Origin of the sequence: Acidovorax sp. A1169, assembly GCF_030704685.1 — a bacterium.
Lineage (GTDB): Bacteria > Pseudomonadota > Gammaproteobacteria > Burkholderiales > Burkholderiaceae_C > Acidovorax.
In genome coordinates, this window is the sequence record NZ_JAUZDX010000009.1 from 54,454 (window position 1) to 71,667 (window position 17,214).

At 68.0% G+C, this 17,214-nt stretch carries 17 protein-coding genes and 1 pseudogene; 9 read left to right on the forward strand and 9 right to left on the reverse strand.

Annotated features, from left to right (window positions below; genetic code table 11):
- Positions 1–134: 134 nt before the first annotated feature.
- Positions 135–1,595 carry a GGDEF domain-containing protein gene (locus tag QYL93_RS16115; protein ID WP_305744586.1) on the forward strand — a complete coding sequence of 487 codons (1,461 nt, stop codon included), beginning with the start codon at positions 135–137 and terminating at the stop codon, positions 1,593–1,595.
- 5 nt (positions 1,596–1,600) lie between these two features.
- Here QYL93_RS16115 and QYL93_RS16120 read toward each other — a convergent pair whose 3' ends face one another.
- The 4 genes from QYL93_RS16120 to QYL93_RS16135 all read right to left on the reverse strand — a co-directional run bounded on the left by QYL93_RS16120 (position 1,601) and on the right by QYL93_RS16135 (position 4,711).
- Complete coding sequence (locus tag QYL93_RS16120; protein ID WP_305744587.1) at positions 1,601–2,710, reverse strand: zinc ribbon domain-containing protein; 1,110 nt, start codon at positions 2,708–2,710, stop codon at positions 1,601–1,603.
- 68 nt (positions 2,711–2,778) lie between these two features.
- Positions 2,779–3,579: a DUF2145 domain-containing protein gene (locus tag QYL93_RS16125; RefSeq protein WP_305744712.1), complete on the reverse strand. Its 801-nt coding sequence runs from the start codon at positions 3,577–3,579 to the stop codon at positions 2,779–2,781.
- A gap of 107 nt (positions 3,580–3,686) precedes the next feature.
- Positions 3,687–4,151, reverse strand: a complete 465-nt coding sequence (locus QYL93_RS16130; protein ID WP_370876984.1) for a hypothetical protein — start codon at positions 4,149–4,151, stop codon at positions 3,687–3,689.
- Positions 4,152–4,228: 77 nt separating this feature from the next.
- Positions 4,229–4,711 carry a YiaA/YiaB family inner membrane protein gene (locus QYL93_RS16135; RefSeq protein WP_305744588.1) on the reverse strand — a complete coding sequence of 161 codons (483 nt, stop codon included), beginning with the start codon at positions 4,709–4,711 and terminating at the stop codon, positions 4,229–4,231.
- A 274-nt stretch (positions 4,712–4,985) separates the two neighbouring features.
- On the opposite strand from QYL93_RS16135, the gene QYL93_RS16140 reads away from it, so the two are divergent.
- Complete coding sequence (locus tag QYL93_RS16140; RefSeq protein ID WP_305744589.1) at positions 4,986–6,161, forward strand: trans-acting enoyl reductase family protein; 1,176 nt, start codon at positions 4,986–4,988, stop codon at positions 6,159–6,161.
- 13 nt (positions 6,162–6,174) lie between these two features.
- Here QYL93_RS16140 and QYL93_RS16145 read toward each other — a convergent pair whose 3' ends face one another.
- The gene (locus QYL93_RS16145) at positions 6,175–6,693 is read right to left on the reverse strand and encodes an Lrp/AsnC family transcriptional regulator (RefSeq protein WP_305744590.1); all 519 of its coding nucleotides are present in this window, start codon (positions 6,691–6,693) and stop codon (positions 6,175–6,177) included.
- Positions 6,694–6,877: 184 nt separating this feature from the next.
- Here QYL93_RS16145 and QYL93_RS16150 point away from each other — a divergent pair, with 184 nt between their 5' ends.
- Both QYL93_RS16150 and QYL93_RS16155 read left to right on the forward strand, forming a co-directional pair.
- A complete protein-coding gene (locus QYL93_RS16150) occupies positions 6,878–7,894 on the forward strand; it encodes a 1-aminocyclopropane-1-carboxylate deaminase (RefSeq protein WP_305744591.1) in 1,017 nt (338 codons plus the stop codon).
- A 265-nt stretch (positions 7,895–8,159) separates the two neighbouring features.
- Positions 8,160–9,158: a Bug family tripartite tricarboxylate transporter substrate binding protein gene (locus QYL93_RS16155; RefSeq protein WP_370876985.1), complete on the forward strand. Its 999-nt coding sequence runs from the start codon at positions 8,160–8,162 to the stop codon at positions 9,156–9,158.
- An 8-nt stretch (positions 9,159–9,166) separates the two neighbouring features.
- Here the strand turns inward: QYL93_RS16155 and QYL93_RS16160 are convergent.
- The 4 genes and pseudogenes from QYL93_RS16160 to QYL93_RS16175 form a co-directional block, all read right to left on the reverse strand.
- Positions 9,167–9,486, reverse strand: a pseudogene (locus QYL93_RS16160) (1-acyl-sn-glycerol-3-phosphate acyltransferase); the annotation flags it as partial.
- A gap of 40 nt (positions 9,487–9,526) precedes the next feature.
- Entirely contained in the window at positions 9,527–10,051 is a 525-nt protein-coding gene (locus QYL93_RS16165) for a hypothetical protein (RefSeq protein WP_305744593.1), read from the reverse strand.
- Positions 10,052–12,022: an MFS transporter gene (locus tag QYL93_RS16170; protein ID WP_305744594.1), complete on the reverse strand. Its 1,971-nt coding sequence runs from the start codon at positions 12,020–12,022 to the stop codon at positions 10,052–10,054.
- 44 nt (positions 12,023–12,066) lie between these two features.
- Positions 12,067–12,942 (reverse strand): hypothetical protein, encoded by an 876-nt coding sequence (locus QYL93_RS16175; protein WP_305744595.1) that lies wholly within the window; start codon positions 12,940–12,942, stop codon positions 12,067–12,069.
- Positions 12,943–13,061: 119 nt separating this feature from the next.
- Here QYL93_RS16175 and QYL93_RS16180 point away from each other — a divergent pair, with 119 nt between their 5' ends.
- The 5 genes from QYL93_RS16180 to QYL93_RS16200 all read left to right on the forward strand — a co-directional run bounded on the left by QYL93_RS16180 (position 13,062) and on the right by QYL93_RS16200 (position 17,095).
- Entirely contained in the window at positions 13,062–13,793 is a 732-nt protein-coding gene (locus tag QYL93_RS16180) for a helix-turn-helix transcriptional regulator (RefSeq protein ID WP_057203997.1), read from the forward strand.
- A 155-nt stretch (positions 13,794–13,948) separates the two neighbouring features.
- Positions 13,949–14,794: a TetR/AcrR family transcriptional regulator gene (locus QYL93_RS16185; RefSeq protein ID WP_305744596.1), complete on the forward strand. Its 846-nt coding sequence runs from the start codon at positions 13,949–13,951 to the stop codon at positions 14,792–14,794.
- The gene (locus QYL93_RS16190) at positions 14,791–15,351 is read left to right on the forward strand and encodes a DUF2867 domain-containing protein (RefSeq protein WP_305744597.1); all 561 of its coding nucleotides are present in this window, start codon (positions 14,791–14,793) and stop codon (positions 15,349–15,351) included. Before QYL93_RS16185 ends, QYL93_RS16190 begins: the two co-directional genes overlap by 4 nt.
- Positions 15,348–16,679 carry an AarF/ABC1/UbiB kinase family protein gene (locus QYL93_RS16195; RefSeq protein ID WP_305744598.1) on the forward strand — a complete coding sequence of 444 codons (1,332 nt, stop codon included), beginning with the start codon at positions 15,348–15,350 and terminating at the stop codon, positions 16,677–16,679. Before QYL93_RS16190 ends, QYL93_RS16195 begins: the two co-directional genes overlap by 4 nt.
- A gap of 35 nt (positions 16,680–16,714) precedes the next feature.
- Entirely contained in the window at positions 16,715–17,095 is a 381-nt protein-coding gene (locus QYL93_RS16200; RefSeq protein ID WP_305744599.1) for a DUF6463 family protein, read from the forward strand.
- Positions 17,096–17,214: the final 119 nt, after the last annotated feature.

The following is a 17,214-nucleotide window of genomic DNA, read 5'->3' on the forward strand; positions in this document are numbered from 1 at the left end:
CGCCTGAAAATGTCCCGCCCGGACACAATCTTCCACAGTTGTCGGCAGTGTTTGCTGCCGAGCCCCCTGGGGCGCTGAGAGATTTCGCGGCTACAGTGGGTCCAAATCGCTTTGGGCGCCCTGAACTTCAACGCATGCCGTCTTTGCTTCGTCCCCCTTCACCCGGCACCGCCGCTGGCCCGCTGACGGGCTGGGGCCTGTGCGCAGGCATTGGCCTGCTGGTCTTTGCCGCGTCGCTGCTGGGCATCGTGACCCGACCCCTGGGGTTCATGGCCGCCTTCTGGCCCGCCAATGCCCTGCTGCTGGGTTTGCTGGTGCGCTACCCACGCCTGGCGGCATCGGGCACCTGGGCGGCCGCCGCCCTGGGCTACGTGGTTGCGGACCTGGTGACCGGCACCGCCCCCCTGGCGACGCTGTGGCTGGCCAGCGCCAATCTTTGCGGCGTGGCCATGGGCTGGTGGCTGTTCGGCCAGGTGCCGGTGGCCACGCGCTTCCTCAAGCGGCAGATGTCGGCGGTGCTGATGTTCGGCATCTGCGTGGCCAGCAGTGCGGCGGCCGCGCTGGCGGGCTCAGGCACGGGCCCGCTGCTGTTCAACACCACCTGGCTGACAGCCCTGGGCATGTGGTTCTGCACAGAGCTGATCAACGGTGTGCTGATCCTGCCGGTCATCCTCAGCCTGCCGACCCCGCAGGAGGCGCGGCGCACGCTCAAGAAGCGACGCTGGTCCCGGCGCCGCTGGAAGTACGCGGCGCCCCTGCTCGCGCTGGCGGCCAGCGAGGCTGCAGCGATCGCCATTGGTGGCCCCGGGGCGCTGGCGTTTCCGGTGCCGGCGCTGCTCTGGTGCGCACTCACATACGGCGTGTTTGCCACCAGCGTGCTGTCCATGCTGACCTGCTTCGGCCTGGCGATCGCGGCCGGCGCGGGCATGCTGGAGCTGGCGTTCGCGCCCAACCAGGCCTGGGCGGTGTTCTCGCTGCGCGTGGGGATCTCCCTGCTGGGGCTGGGCCCGCTCTCGGTGGCCACGGCCAAGGCGGCCAGTGTCGAGGCCATGCGCCGCCTGCACCGCGCGGCCAGCCACGACTTTTTGACCGATGCGCTGGCGCGCCGCGCCTTCATGGCCCAGGGCAGCAAGCTGCTGGCCCGCCTGGCTCGCGAGCGCAGCAGCGTGGCCGTGCTGATGCTGGACCTGGACCACTTCAAGCGCGTGAACGACACCCATGGCCACGCGCAGGGCGACAAGGTACTGCATGGCTTTGCCGCCACGGTCAGCGAGGCGCTGCGGCCTGGTGACCTGTTCGGCCGGCTGGGCGGCGAGGAATTTGCCGTGGTGCTGCCGCGCATCCGCCAGGCCGATGCCATGGCGGTGGCGCGGCGCCTGTGCAAGCAGGTGCGCAACCATCCGTTCGCCCTGCCGGGGCAGCGCGACCCGCTGCACGCCACGGTCAGTATCGGCCTGGTGGTGTGCACCGGGGTGTCTCTGCAGGACTCGCTGGGCGCGCTGATGTCCGATGCCGATGCAGCGCTCTACGAAGCCAAGGCAGCCGGCCGTGACCGCGTCCAGCTGCATGAGCCCCGGCAGGCGCCGGGGCGCTGAGGGGATCAGGACACGCTGCCGGGCCCCGCAGGCACGGGTGGCGTGGGCGCGATCACGGGCAGGATCTGCGGTGCCGGCGCGCCGCTCGCACCGGTTCCGCAGGCGTGGCAGAAACGGGCGAATGCACTCTTGCGGGTGGTGCACACGCCGCAGTGGTCGAACAGGCCGATGCCGCAGTGCGGGCAGAAGTCGATCTTCTCGTTCTTGAGGTCCACCGGCCGCTCGCAGCCGGGGCACACGCTCTTGGCCAGGCGCGCCAGGGCCACGTCGTAGCTCAGCTCCTTGCGGCGCTCCTGGTCGGGCAGTGCCTCGGCCAGTTTCTGCCGCTCCAGGTAGCGGTTGAGGGCCACGATGGCATAGCGCCCCACGAGCACCGTGATGCCGATGCCCACCACGTAGCGCACATAGCCACCGTAGCTGGGCAGGTAGGGCACCAGCTCCACGAAGAAGGCGAACAGCGCGAAGAAGATGAAGCCCCAGACGAAGGGCCAGTAGGTGCCCTTGCGCTTCTTGACGAACAGCCAGCCGGCAATGGCCAGCAGCGGCAGCGTGAGCGCCAGCCGGTACAGGAAGACGCGCAGCTCCAGCTTGCGCTGCTCGACGGCCATGCCCACATAGCCCTCGCGCTCCATCTCGCTCTGGCGCTGCTGCGCGGCAATGGCGGCCTGGTGCGCATCGAGCGCGGCCTGCTGCTGCGCCTCCACGGCCTGCTGGGTCTTGCGCTCGGCGAGCTTGAGCACGTCGAGCCGCTGCGTGCGCGCAATCACCTCGGGGTCCTGGTCGGCGCGCTGGGTGGCGCTGCGCGTGGCCAGCCAGTTGTTGAAGGTCTCGCGCTCGGCAGCGCTTTCGCTGCGCGACTTGCTGCGCTGCAACTGGGCCTGCTGCAGCGCGGTCTCGGCGTCTTCCTCGGCCTTCTGCGCGGTGCGCACCTCATTGCGCACCGCGTCGAAGGCGGCCTTGTCGACGAAATCCTCAACCTGCAGGCGCTTTTCGACCTGGGGCAGGTCACCGACGAGGGTGCCGCCTAGCCCGATCAGGAAGCCGGCGAAGACGAAGGCCACCAGCCACAGGCCACGGCGGAACCATTTTTCGGACAGGCGCAGCGATTTGCTCATGGGCACATCTCCCTCGTGTTGGTGGCAGTCAAAGGCATCTGGCGTGCAGACGCATTGTCACGAAAACTTCAGTTCTTGAGTACCAGGGTGGCAGGCGCCGAGCCCAACTGCGCACGCTGCAGCCACGACAGCATCGAATCGACGGTCACGGTCTCGATGCGGTCCGAGTAGCGTTTGTCGCTGGGATGGTCGTCGAACGCGATGTTCGCCGAACCCACGCGCCCGCCCATGCGGGTCAGCGGCCCGATCTTGAGCGTGGTGGGCTCGTAGCCCTTGAACTTGAGCCAGGCCTGCGCCTGCTCGCGCGAGTTCACCGAGGTCGGCTCCATGGCGGCGGCCAGGGTCTCCAGCGCCCACTGGTTGGACTGCTGGTACTTGGTGCCCCAGGCGTAGCTGACCATGCTGTAGGCCGGCTGGTTCATGACCTTGGTGCGGCCCTTGTCCTGCAGCAGCACGAACAGGCGCTGCTGCACCTCGGGGCTGGGCACCGCCCACACGGCCTCGTAGCGCCACAGGTCGTCGAGGAAGAACTCGCCCAGGCCCTGGCGGTAGACATGGCCCACGGCGGTGCCGCATTCGTTGAGCTTGTGCGCCACGCGCCAGGGGCCTTCGGGGGTCTTGTAGGCCCAGCCCAAGTGGGAGTAGCGCACGCCATACTTGCCCAGGTCCTGGCCTGCGCGGCCCAGCATCACGACCTGGGCGCCCGTGGCATCGAGCGCCTGGGAGGCGCGTTCGGCCAGTTGCATGCCGCGCTCCACGCTCTTGGCGGGAGGCGGCTTCTGTGCCTCGCACGATCGGCCTGCATGGGCCTGGGTGGCGGTGAACACGGCGGCCCCGGCGATGAGCGCTGCGCCCATGGCCCAGCGCATGCCAGCGCGGCGCATGGCGCTGCTGCGGCGCGACACGGGCTGCAGCGGCAACTGAATGGGCATCTGGATGGCGCGATGGACGGTGGTTGGCATGGCGGGGGACCTCATCACAGGCGCTCGTTGTGCAGCAGTGCGCGGCCGATGGCATTGGGCACGAAGGCCAGGGCCTCGCCGGCCACCGACAGCACCACACCCGAGCCGATCACCGTGCAGACCACCACCGTGCCCACGGCATGGGCCGATGCGCCCACGCCCTTGCCGACCACTTCCACACTGACGCGGGCGCCGTCCGAAGCACGCTCCAGAACGTACACGGTGCCAACGGCAGAGACTTCCACTGCCCGCACCGACAGCACGGCACCGCCCACCGACAGGGCCGCAGGCACGGCCACGATCGCACCGGCAGCCGCCGAGCCCACAGAGGCCGTGCCCACAATGGAGGCCACGGGCAGCAGGGACAGCGCGGCAGATGCCTCGCTCTGTGCACGGGCCGGCAGGCTGGCCATGGCGCACACGAAGCCGGCGGCCAGCAGCGTGCGGGCCAGGGTGCGTTGCAAAGTCTTGTTCATCATGATGGATCACTCCTTCGGGTTGGGTGGGCCCGGCGCACAGGGGCGCCGGGCCAGGGGTTCGACAAATGCGCTGCGGATCAACCGTTGTTGCTGGACGGGGCCTGGGCGGCTTCGCGGCGGCCTTGCAGGCGGGCGTCGAGCAGGTCGGCCTCATGGCGGTCGCGCAGCATCTTGGCCAGCGTGAAGGCGGTGGTGATCAGGTACAGCCAGCTCACACCGAGGAAGGCCTTGTAGGTCTGGTTCACGTCCATGCTGAACAGGCCCCAGCCCGTCAGGCCCATGGCGACCGCAAAGCCGCCCCACACCACCAGCTTCCACATGGGGGTGTCGCCAGCGCCACGGCGGCCAGCGCTCTCGTTGTCCCGCACAAACTTGGCCAGCACGAAGGCGGCCGAGAGGCAGAACACATAGCCCATCACCATGAACGCGCGCTCCAGCTGTTCTCCGGGCAGCCAGGCCAGGCCGACTGCGCACAGAAACACGGCAATGCCGAACGAGATCCAGACCTGGAGCTGCCAGGCACGGGTGTCACGCTGAACGACGAAAGGAGATGCTGACATATAGGCGGGTGGCCCTGGGGCCTTGGTTGAACACGGAACGAATAGTGGCAAAGCCCCATCCGGCTGTCCGCATTGAACCACCACAGTGGCATTGCGCAGGCTGCTGGGTATCGTTTTCCGGTACTTGGTCACACTTTGACACCCTTATCCGCCTCCAAAGTTGCGCGCAAGCTACCCACCGAAGCGCCTGGGCGACAGCCGATGGAGCCTGCGTCTTCGACAATCCCGCCGATCACGGGCCCGCCCCGTACCCCCCGAATTTCCAGGAGCCCCCATGACCAAACCCTTTGACATCGTCGTCCACGGCGCCACCGGCTTCACCGGCCGGCTGGTGGTGGAGTACCTGCTGCAGCGCTACCCCGCCGGCAGCGGCCTGCGCTGGGCCATGGGCGGGCGCAACGCCGAGAAGCTGGCCGCCGTGCGCGACGAGCTGGGCGCCCCGGCCGACACGCCCCTGGTGGTGACCGACAGCGCCAGCATGGAAAGCCTGCAGGCCCTGATGGCGCAGACCCGCCTGGTGCTGACCACCGTGGGCCCCTACCAGCTCTACGGCAACGAACTGGTGGCCGCCTGCGCTGCGGCCGGCGTGGACTATGTGGACCTGTGCGGCGAGCCCGCCTGGATGCGCCACATGATCGATGCACACGAAGCCCAGGCCCAGGCCAGCGGCGCGCGCATCGTGTTCTCGTGCGGCTTCGACTCAATCCCGTTCGACCTGGGTGTGTTCGTGCTGCAGCGCGAGATGAAGGCACGCTTCGGCCACCCCGCCAACCGCGTGCGCGGCCGGGTGCGCAAGATGAAGGGCACCTTCTCGGGCGGCACGGCGGCGAGCCTGAAGGCCACCATGGCCGCCTCGGCGGCCGACCCCAAGGTGCTGGACCTGCTGAAAAACCCATTCTCGCTGACGCCCGGCTTTGAAGGCCCGCGCCAGCCCACGGGCCACAAGCCCATGTTGGACGAAGCCCTGGGCATGTGGGTCGCCCCGTTCGTGATGGCGGCCATCAACACGCGCAACGTGCACCGCTCCAACTTCCTGCTGCAGCATGCCTGGGGCACGGATTTCGTCTACGACGAGATGCTGGTCACCGGCCCCGGAGAGAAGGGCGAGGCCATCGCCAATGCCGTGGCCAACGACAAGTCCATGGGCTCGGACAAGGGGCCCAAGCCGGGCGAAGGCCCTTCGCGCGAGGAGCGCGAGGCCGGCTTCTACGACGTGCTGTTTTTGGGCGATGACGGCCAGGGCAACACCCTGCGCGTGGGCGTCAAGGGCGACCGCGACCCGGGCTACGGCTCCACCTCGAAGATGATCGCCGAGGCGGCGGTCTGCCTGCTTCAGGAAGCTGCCGGCACGCCGGGCGGCATCTGGACCACCGCGCCCGCCATGGGCGAGCCGCTGGTGGCGCGCCTGCAGGCAAATGCCGGGCTGACGTTCGCCGTCGAGACGGCTTGATCCCCGCTGCTGGTCACAAGGCCAGCGGCAGCTCCGTGGTGGACAGCACGTTGCGCAGCACCATGAACGAACGCACCTGCCGCACGCCCGGCAGGTAGATCAGCTGCTCGGCGTGCAGGCGGTTGAAGCTGTCGCTGTCGCGCGTGCGCACCAGCATGAAGTAGTCGAACTCGCCCGTGACCACGTGGCACTCCATGCAACCCGAGATCTTCACGGCGGCCTTCTCGAAGGCCGCGAACGACTCGGGCGTGGAGCGGTCGAGCACCACGCCGATCATCACCAGCATGCCGGCCCCCACGGCCTTGGGGTTGAGCAGCGCCACCACCCCGTCGATGAGCCCCAGGCGCCTGAGCCGCTCCACCCGGCGCAGGCAGGCGGGCGGGCTCAGGTGCACCTTCTCGGCCAGCGCCACGTTGGACAGGGAGGCATCGCGCTGCAGCAGGCGCAGGATGGCCTTGTCGGTGCGGTCGAGCTCGTCCGTCATTCCAGCGCTGGCCGGCACGCTCTTGGCACGAACTTTTGTTGCGCACATGGTTGGTTTTGTGGAATCAATGCAAATCAATTTCCATTTTCACATACCAAACCTCTGAAATCCACTCCATTTTCACAACCACGTTAAACGCAGCTTTTCCTACGATGGAGGCACTGCAGGCAAGGCGCCACCGAAGCGCCCCTGCGAGTGATTCCCCACCCTTCCATCGCACACGAGAGCCGCCATGAACCTGCAGAAATTCGCCCGCCACCCGCTGACCTTCGGGCCCTCGCCCATCACGCCGCTGCCACGCCTGTCGGCCCACCTGGGCGGCAAGGTGCATCTGTATGCCAAGCGCGAGGACTGCAACAGCGGCCTGGCCTTTGGCGGCAACAAGACGCGCAAGCTCGAATACCTCATCCCCGAGGCGATTGCCGGCGGCTACGACACACTGGTGTCCATCGGCGGCATCCAGTCCAACCAGACGCGCCAGGTGGCCGCCGTGGCCGCCCACCTGGGCATGAAATGCGTGCTGGTGCAGGAGAACTGGGTGAACTACTCCGACGCGGTGTACGACCGCGTGGGCAACATCGAGATGTCGCGCATCATGGGTGCCGACGTGCGCCTGGATGCGGCAGGCTTCGACATCGGCATCCGCCCCAGCTGGGAGCAGGCCATGGACGACGTGAAGAAGGCCGGCGGCAAGCCCTTCCCCATCCCCGCCGGCTGCTCCGAGCACCCGTACGGTGGCCTGGGCTTCGTGGGCTTTGCCGAGGAAGTGCGCCAGCAGGAGAAGGAACTGGGCTTTGCGTTCGACTACATCGTCGTGTGCTCGGTCACGGGCAGCACGCAGGCCGGCATGGTGGTGGGCTTTGCGGCCGACGGCCGCTCGCGCAAGGTGATCGGCATCGACGCCTCGGCCAAGCCCGAGCAAACGCACGCCCAGGTGCTGCGCATCGCACAGAACACCGCCAAGCTGGTCGAGCTGGGCCAGGAGATCACGGCCGAGGACGTGGTGCTGGACACCCGCTACGGCGGCCCCGAGTACGGCCTGCCGAGCGAGGGCACGCTCGATGCCATCCGCCTGTGCGCGCGCCAGGAAGGCATGCTCACCGACCCGGTGTACGAAGGCAAGTCCATGCACGGCATGATCGACATGGTGCGCAAGGGCGAATTCCCCGAAGGCTCCCGTGTCCTGTACGCGCACCTGGGAGGGGTGCCGGCGTTGAACGCCTACAGCTTTCTTTTTCGCAACGGCTGATGCACCGCGCGATGAAACGGAGCAGCAGCGCCTGGACCGACTGGCGGGCCTGTCGCTCATCTGAACCCCTCTGACTCCCGCCATCGACCCGAGCATGCCCACGGGTCGCCGCCATGATCCCGTGCATCCACGGCCATGGCGGCTGCGCAAACATCTGTAGCAGCGACAGGCATGGCCGGTGCGAGACGAAGGCTGGTGCGCCCTGCAGTGCCTGTTCGCAGCCAACAACGGCTGACCGACCAGCCCTCACCCGAAGGATCGCCAAATGAAGTGCTTGCATCTGAACCGACGCACAAGCGTCGCCATGTTCGTGGTAGCCATTGCAGTGACAGGGCTGGGTGGAGGGACCAAGGCACATGCCGATGGCTACCCCGTCAAACCGGTCCAGCTGGTTGTGCCCTTCCCGCCTGGCGGGGCCGTCGATATCGTGGGGCGCCTGATCAGCAAGAAGCTGGGCGAGCGCCTGGGCCAACCGATCGTGGTCGAGAACAAGGCCGGGGCAGGCACCATCGTGGGCGCATCCTTCGTGGCCAATGCTCCTGCCGATGGCTACACGCTGCTGATCAGCTCCGGCTCCACCTTCACCGTCAACCCCGCGCTCAACAGCAAGCTGCCCTACGATCCGCTCAAGAGCTTCGAGCCGGTCGGCATGGTGGCGCGCGTGCCGCTGATCCTGCTGGCCCATCGCGATGTGCCTGTGGACAACCTGAAGCAGCTGATCACGGCAGCGCACCAGGCTCCCGACAAGTTCTCCTACGGCTCGTTCGGCAGCGGCACCACCGGCCATTTCGCCGCCGAGCTGATGTGGTCTGCCACAGGCATCAAGCTGCTGCACGTGCCCTACCGGGGAAGCGCGCCGGCCATGAGCGACCTGATGGGCGGGCAGATCCCGTTCACCATCGACACGGTGGCCGCGGCGCTGCCGCAGCTCAAGTCGGGCAAGATCAAGGCCATCGTCGTCACGGGCGCCGCGCGCGCCACGCGGTTGCCTGATGTACCGACGGTGGCGGAAAGCGGTTTTGCAGGTTTTGCTGCTGACTCGTGGCTGGCCGTGGTCGCGCCCCGCGGCCTGCCCGCCCAAGCAAAGGCCAGGCTGGAAAAGGCGCTGTCCGAAACCATGGCGGATGCCGAGATACGCAGCAAGCTCATCGCCAGTGGCCTGGAGCAGGCCTACGCCCCCGGCAACACCGTGCTCGCGCAGATCGAGGACGAACTACCGCGCATGCGGGCGATTGCCCAGCGCGCGAACATCCGCGCGGAGTGAACGCGGCCACGCAGCACCTGGGCAGCGCGCTCGAAAGCGGCGTTGTAGGTGGCGGGGTCTTCCTGGCAGGGCGCGATCGGGATGGCCTTGGCCAGGCAGAACAGCCAGCCGAGCACCGGCACGCGGAAGATGCGCTGGTCCATCACGAAGTAGATGGGCCCGGGGGCTGGCCGCCATGCGCAGCATCGCGTCGATGAAGCCCACATGGCTGCCGGTCAGGGTGGCGGCACCGCTGGCGGTGCAGGTTATCGTCGCCCTGCACCTTGAAGCGGTAGATGAAGCGCGAGGCCATCCAGACCACGAAGCGCAGCAGGTACCCGGGCACCAATGAACATGAGCCCCCTGACCGAATCGGCAAGGCCCGGGGTTCAGGAACGCAGCCAGGCCAGGAGATGCGGATAGGGAGCGCCCCCTGCCGATGCCTGCGCGGGTGTGGCCGCCAGGCCCGCCGATACCAGCCCTGCGGCTCCCAGGTAGACGCCCAGCTCGAAGGTGGTGCGCAGGCCCTGGGACCGGCCATGGTAGCCACCGTCATGGAACAGCACCTCGGACGGCAACTGAAGGTGCCGCAAGGCTGCCCAGGCCCATGCCGTGGCCTCGATCTCGCCTGCGTGGGGGACAGGGGGCAACTCGGCCAGCGCGTCGTCCATGGTGGCACGCAGCGCGGCGGGCACCACGGCCAGGTGCCCGGCTTCGTGCAGCAGGTCACCCGGCCAGCGCAGTTGACCCAGGTCCACCTGCAGGCCGCCCTGCACGATGCGCAAGCCCGGCAGGAAGCTGTCGGGAGGCACTGGCGCCTCGGTCACCACCAGGCCGATCCCGCGCAGGAACGACATGACCCGGCGCGCCAGCGCCACCCGCTCCTGCGCTTGCAGGCGGTCGGTATCCGGCATTCAGGTGCCCAGCAGATCGGCCACGCGCGAGCGCAGCAACGCGGGCTGCACGTCCGACGACGCCACGGCATGTCCCACGTTCAGGCCCACGCGGCTGTAGAAGCCGCGGCGAAAGGGGCGCACCATGGCCCCGCCCTGCTCGATGCGGCTGAAGTACGAGCCCCACAGATTGGTCAGCGCCATGGGAATCACGGGGGCGTTGATGCCTTCTTCGCGCGCCCGGTCGATGATCTTCATGATGCCGCCCTTGAACTCCTGGAGCTGCCCGTCCTTGGTGATGCCGCCTTCGGGGAAGATGGCCAGCAGGTCGCCTTCGCGCAGCACCTGGGCGGCGCGCTCGAAGGCAGCGTCGTAAATGGCGGGGTCTTCCTTGTAGGGCGCGATCGGGATGGCCTTGGCCAGGCGGAACAGCCAGCCCAGCACCGGCACGCGGAAGATGCGGTGGTCCATCACGAAGTAGATGGGCCGCGGGCTGGCCGCCATGAGCAGCACCGCATCGATGAAGCTCACGTGGTTGCACGCCAGGATGGCGGCGCCGGTGGTGGGCAGGTTCTCGTCGCCCTGCACCTTGAAGCGGTAGACGAAGCGCGAGGACACCCAGGCCACGAAGCGCAGCAGGTACTCGGGCACCAGCATGAAGATGTAGAACGCCACCACCGCATTCGCCAGGCCGGTGAACAAAAAGATCTGCGGCACGGTGAAGCCCGCGCCCAGCAGCGCGCCGGCGATCAGCGAGCTGGCGATCATGAACAGCGCGTTCAGGATGTTGTTGGCGGCGATGATGCGCGCGCGGTGCGTGGGCTGGCTGCGCATCTGGATCAGTGCGTACATGGGCACGCTGTACAGGCCCGCGAACAGGCTGAGCAGCGCCAGGTCGAGCATCACGCGCCAGTGCGGGCTTTGCGCGAGAAAGGCCCCAAGGCCCATGATCTCCGACGGCGGCAGGCTGCGCGCGGCAAAGTACAAATCGATGGAGAACACGCTCATGCCGATGGCGCCCAGCGGCACCAGGCCGATCTCCACATGGCGGCGCGACAGCACCTCGCACAGCAGCGAACCGATGCCGATGCCCACCGAGAACACCACCAGCAGCAGCGAGGCCACCTGCTCGTTGCCGTGCAGCACCTCCTTGGCCAGGCTCGGGAACTGCGACAGGAACACGGCGCCGAAGAACCACATCCAGCTGATGCCCAGCAGCGAGCGGAAGACCACGATGTTGCCGTGCGCGAGTTTCAGGTTGCGCCAGGTCTCGGTGATGGGGTTCCAGTTGATGACTAAGCCCGGATCGGTGGCCGGGGCAGAGGGAATGGCCTGCGCCACCACCCGTCCGGCCAGTGCCAGCGCCACACAGGCGATGGCCACCGTGGTGTGGCCGATGCCCGGCAGCGCCACCAGCAGGCCGCCCGCCACGTTGCCCAGCAGGATAGCGACGAAGGTGCCCATCTCCACCATGCCGTTGCCGCCGGTGAGCTCGCGCTCAGTCAGCACCTGGGGCAGGTAGGCGAACTTCACCGGGCCGAACAGCGTGGAGTGCATCCCCATGAGGAAGGTGCACAGGAGCAGGATGGGCACGTTGCCCGCCACGAAGCCCACGGCCGCCACCAGCATGATGGCGATCTCCAGGTTCTTCACGAAGCGGATCATGCGCGTCTTGTCGTACTTGTCCGTGAGCTGGCCCGAGGTGGCCGAGAACAGCAAAAACGGCAGGATGAACAGCGCCCCGATCACCAGCCCCGCCATGGCCGGCGGCAGCCAGCCCACGCTCAGCTGGTAGGTCACCATCACCGTGAAGGCGAACTTGAACAGGTTGTCGTTGGCAGCGCCCGAGAATTGCGTCCAGAAGAAGGGGGCGAAGCGGCGCTGGCGCAGCAGGGCGAACTGGTTGGGGTCCTCATGGCCGCCGTGGCTGCCCTGAACGCTGGGGCTGCCGTGCAGGGGGCTCGCGCCCGCAGAAGGGGTCTCGGTGCTCATGCGTCTCTCCTCGTTGGCATCTTGGTGTGTAAGAACGACATCTCTCAGGCGCCCTGGCGGCGTGCATTGCGCGCCGTGGTCGAGCGGCTTTGCGGCCGGTGCTGGCCGCCATTCTGCCCGGTTGCAGCGACAGCGCGGGGGGCATTCGTGCGCTGCAGCAACGCTGCAAGCGCAGACAGCACAGGCAAGGCAGCGCCGGCCGCGATCAGGTGCTTGAGGCTATGGCCCGACACCCACTGCCCCGTGGCCTCCAGGATCGCATGGTCGGCCGCCTCGAACAGCTTGGCCACGCCGTAGAAAGCGATCACCGCGCCCAGGTGCACGGCCAGGGCTTCAGCGCGCCGGGGCAGCGCGGCCAGCGCCAGCACCACCAGCATGCCCCCCAACTGCACCACCGCCCAGGGCAGCACGTTACCGGACAGCGCCCACCACAGCACGGCCGATGTGCCGCCCAGCAGCACGGCACCCGCCGTGGCGATGCCGGCGCGCCCGCTGACGCGGCCCGCAGCCGCCAGCCCCAGCAGGCCTGCGAACGGCAGCACCATGCCCAGCCGGTCCCAGAACAGGCCGAAGTCGCTGGGACGCCAGTGGTAGAAGGACGAACCCACCGAGGTGCACACCAGCCCGGCCAGAAACAGGGCAACGAGGGCGCGGGATACCCCGTCCATCGCGGCATGCGGCAAGCGCACCAGCCAGGCCAGGCCCAGGACGCCAGCGATGGCAAAGGGAAGGTTGCTCAGCACGTCGAGTGCACAGGGAATGCCCAGCAGCGTGCGCTGGTCGGCGAACCCGTGCTGGTGGGCGCTGTCCAGCATCGAAGGCCCGAACAGGGCCAGGCCCAGCAAGGCACAGGCGCCGACCAGAAGGCCTGCTTCTGGCCGGGACAGGCCCGTTGTGGAAGGAGCGAAGGGCAGTGGCATGGTGCGGCGTCTCGGCAGTGGTTGATGCAGCGCAGTGTCGGCAGGCCCCAGGCCAAACCAGTACCGAAATCAGTGCAAAGGGCTACCCAGAACACCGCAGGTACTGATAATCGATACCCATGAGCACCACCGCCGACCTCGTCACCGCCCTCAAGAAGGAACTCAAGACCGCGCAGATGACCTACGCCGACCTGGCGCAGCAGCTGGGCATGGCGGAGTCCAGCGTCAAGCGCATGCTGGCCAAGGGGGACATGCCGCTGTCGCGCATCGACGCCATCTGCCGCGCGCTGGCCCTGGACTTCGCCGACCTGGCACGCCGCGTGGCCGACAGCCAGCCACTGCTCAAGGAGCTGACGCAGGAGCAGGAAAAAGCCGTGGTGGCCGACAAGCGGCTGCTGCTCATGGCCATCTGCGTGCTCAGCCAGTGGACGCTGGAGCAGGTGACGGGCACCTACCGCCTCTCGGAGGCCGAAGGCATCAAGTACTTGGCGCAGCTCGACCGCATCGGCATCATCGAGCTGCGGCCGCTCAACCGCTACCGACTCAAGCTGGCCAAAACCTTCCGCTGGCGGCCCCATGGCCCGGTGATGAACTACTTTCGCGAGCATGCGCTGCTCGACTACTTCGCTGGCGGCTTCGATGGCGCGGGCGAGGGTGTGCTGCTGGTGCACGGCACCATCAGCCGCAGCCTGGCCCCGGCCTTCATGGAGCGCATGCAGCGCGTGGCCCAGGACTTTGCGCAGCAGCACCTGGCCGACCAGAAGCTGCCGGCCCGCGAGCTGGAGGGCTATACCTTGCTGCTGGCCCTGCGCAGCTGGGAGTTCGAGGCTTTCACGGGCATGCGGCGCTGAGCAGCACCGCTGCTTTCGACAGCAAAAACACCCCGCCAACCTGCCCGGACGTGCCGGCAGATGGGCTCTATGTTGCCTGCACGCTCTGAACTCGCTTGACGGTTTAAACAGAATTAACTATTCTTTAAATACCAAATTCATGGGATTTAAAGAAAATGAAAACCACTCGCCAACAGCAGGACGCTACGCGCCGCCAGATCGTGGCCAGCGCGGTCGATCTGATGACGCGCCAGGGCTTCGACGGCACGACGATGAAGGACATCGCGCGCGCGGCCGGCATTGGCGATGCGACGATCTACAAGTATTTCCCGACCAAGGACCGCATCGTGCTGGGCTATCTGGACGAAGCGGTGCGCAGCGCCCTGGCCGATACGCTGGCCACACCGGGCCTGGCCGACTACGGCCTGCAGGAAAAGCTGCAGCGCCTGACCGACGCCGTGCTCGAGCGCCTGCTGCCCGACCGCGAGTTCGTGGCCGGAGTGCGCACACTGGCCAGGCGCTCCCCGCTGTCCATGCTGGCTGAGCCGCTGGCGGCACGCCAGGCCCTGCGCGAGGCGGTGACGGGCTTCATCGAAACGGCCGAATCCCAGGGCGAGATCGAGCCCTGCGATTTCAAGGGGGTGGCCAGCGGCCTGTACGGCGACTACCTGGCGGGTGTGGTGGCCTACTGGCTGGCCGACGAATCGGACGAGTTCGCGGACACCACGCAGCTGGTGGACCTGTCGCTGGGCGTGCTGGTGCTGGCGCTGCGCGCGGGCCTGGTCAACCGCATGCTGCAACTGGGCGGCTTCATGCTGCGCAGCCAGATGGCGCGCTTCATGCAGCATGGCAGCGGCCTGGTGGGCGTGCTGCGCATGGCCAAAAGCGCGTTGGGGGACACGATGGTGCCCCCGGTGGATACGCCGCCGCGCACGCCGCGTGCGCGCCCGTCGGCCCAGGCCCCCGCGGCCGATGCGCCCAAGCCCGCCCGCAAACCCCGTACCCGCAAGGCCGCACCATGAGCCCCGCCCGCACCGTCCGCGCCACAGCCATCCCCTCGGGCAGCGTGATCGCCATGCACCTGCCCGGAGCCCAGTTTGCCGACTGCTTCGAAGCGGCCGACCCCACACCCGACAGCAGCGCGCTGCAGACCTGGCTCGACATGGTGAAACAAACGCCGGGCTGGACACGCGCGCTCATGGCCCTGCGCAACCGCCTGATGCGCATGGTGGGCCTCAAGGCTGTGGGGCAACTGCATGACGGCACCCGCCAGACTGAGGCGGGCTACCGCGTGGGCGATCTGGTGGGTTTCTTCGAGATCCGCTACCTGGGCGAGCGCGAGGTGGTGATGGGCGTGGACGACCGCCACCTGAACGTTCAGGTGTCGCTGCACAAGCGCATGCAGGACGGGCAGGCCGTGCTGGCTCTTTCCTCCGTGGTGCACATCCACAACGCGCTGGGCCACACCTACATGGCCGTGATCGCGCCGTTCCACCGGCGCATCGTGCGGACCCTGCTGGCGCGGGTGGATGCTGGCGCACCGGCTGCTGCCAGCCCTCAATACCCGCCCCGCGCATGACAGGCGCCAAGCCACCCCGCACCGGCACACTCGCGCGCGGCACCATCACCGGCATCACGGCCGCGCGTCTGGGTCTGGCACAACTGGGCCAGCGCTTGCGGCCCGCCCCCGCAGACGAAGTGGCACAGGCCGATGCCCAGGCCCGCCACGAGGCGGCCATGGGCCGCATCCTGTTCCAGGCCATGGGGCAGTTGCGCGGCACGGCGCTCAAGGTCTCGCAGATCCTGAGCATGGACACCAGTTTTTTACCCGAAGGCGTGCGGCGCGAACTGGCGCGCGCCTGCCACCAGGCCACGCCGCTCAACCGCGCGCTGGTGGGCCGGGTGTTCCGCCAGGCCTTCGGGCAGGAGCCCGAGGCCCTGTTCACCCGCTTCGAGCCCCAGGCCTTTGCCGCTGCCAGCCTGGGCCAGGTGCACCGCGCCGAGCTGGCCGGGCATGGCGCCGTGGCGGTCAAGGTGCAGTACCCGGGCATTGCCTCGACCATCGCCTCGGACATGCGCCTGCTGCGCACCACCCTGCGTGCCCTGGCGCACAGCGACCTGCCGCTGCCCGGCGATGTGGTGGTGGAACGGGTGATGCAGGAGATCGAGCGCACGCTGCTGCACGAGGTGGATTACCTGCACGAGGCCCGGCAGCTGCAGTGGTTTGCCGAACATGCGGCGCTGCCGGGCATCGTGGTGCCGCAGCCCATCGCCTCGCACACCCGCGCACAGGTGCTCACCCAGCAGTACCTGCCAGGCGTGCACCTGGGTGAATGGCTGCACAGCGAGCCCACGCAGGCCGCGCGCAACCAGGCCGGCCAACTGCTCTGGGACTGGTTCATGCACTGCACCTTTGGCCTTGGGCACATGCATGCGGACCTGCACCCGGGCAACTTTCTGTTCCTGCCGGACGGGCAGCTCGGCGTGCTCGATTTCGGCTGTACGCGCGAGCTGTCGCCGGCCTTTCGCACCGGGGTGCTGCGGGCCTGGCGCGCGCTGCTGCAACCCGCGTCGCCGGCCCACGCCCAAGGCGTGCTGCAAGCCTACGTGGCGCTGGGGCTGGTCGATGCGGCGATGGATGTCACCACCTTCACCGACGAGCTGATGCCCGCCCTCTCGATCATGCAGGCCTGGCAGACCGAGCCCTTCACGGAGCCGGTCTTCGACTTCGCAGGCAAGAGCCGGCCGCCCGCCCCCGTGGCGGCGCAGCAAAAAGTGCTGGCCAGGCACCTGGCCGGCGTACCGTCCGAGCTGCCAGCTTTCGAGCGCGCCTGGCTCGGGCTCATGCACCTGCTGACCGAAATCCGGGCGCAGGTACACACGCAGGCCGACCGCTGGATCGGCTGACCACACTCCGTTCCCCGTATGACAAGGAGCATTCCATGCACAGCCTTCCCTGGTCCCTTTCCACCCTTGCTGCCCGCCCCTGGAAGGGCCGCTGGCTGTTGGCCGTGGCCGTGCTGCACACGCTGGCGGCGGCCGTCCTGTTCGTCCCACAGTGGCAGATCCTGTGGCAGCGAGGCGTGTTCAACGCCGTGGCAGACGACATGCACCTGAGTGCCGCCGTCTGGTTCCTGCTGTTCGGCGCTGTGTTGGCCCTGCTGGCATGGGAGGTGACGGCGCTGGAGCGCAGCCAGCCGGCCGTGGCGCTGCGGCCCATGGGCTGGTGCCTGCTGGCCCTGGTGCTGGCCGGCTTGGTGCTGATGCCGGTGTCGGGCTTCTGGCTGGTCCTGCCGCCGGTCCTGGCGCTGCTGGTCCGCTGATGTGACATAAGTCACGCTTTGGTCGCGAGAGCGGCTTCTGCGCAACACACACTTACAACTCTTCGCACGAGCCCTACACCGGCTTGACGCAAAGCGCCCACGATCAAGGCTCCGGTTCC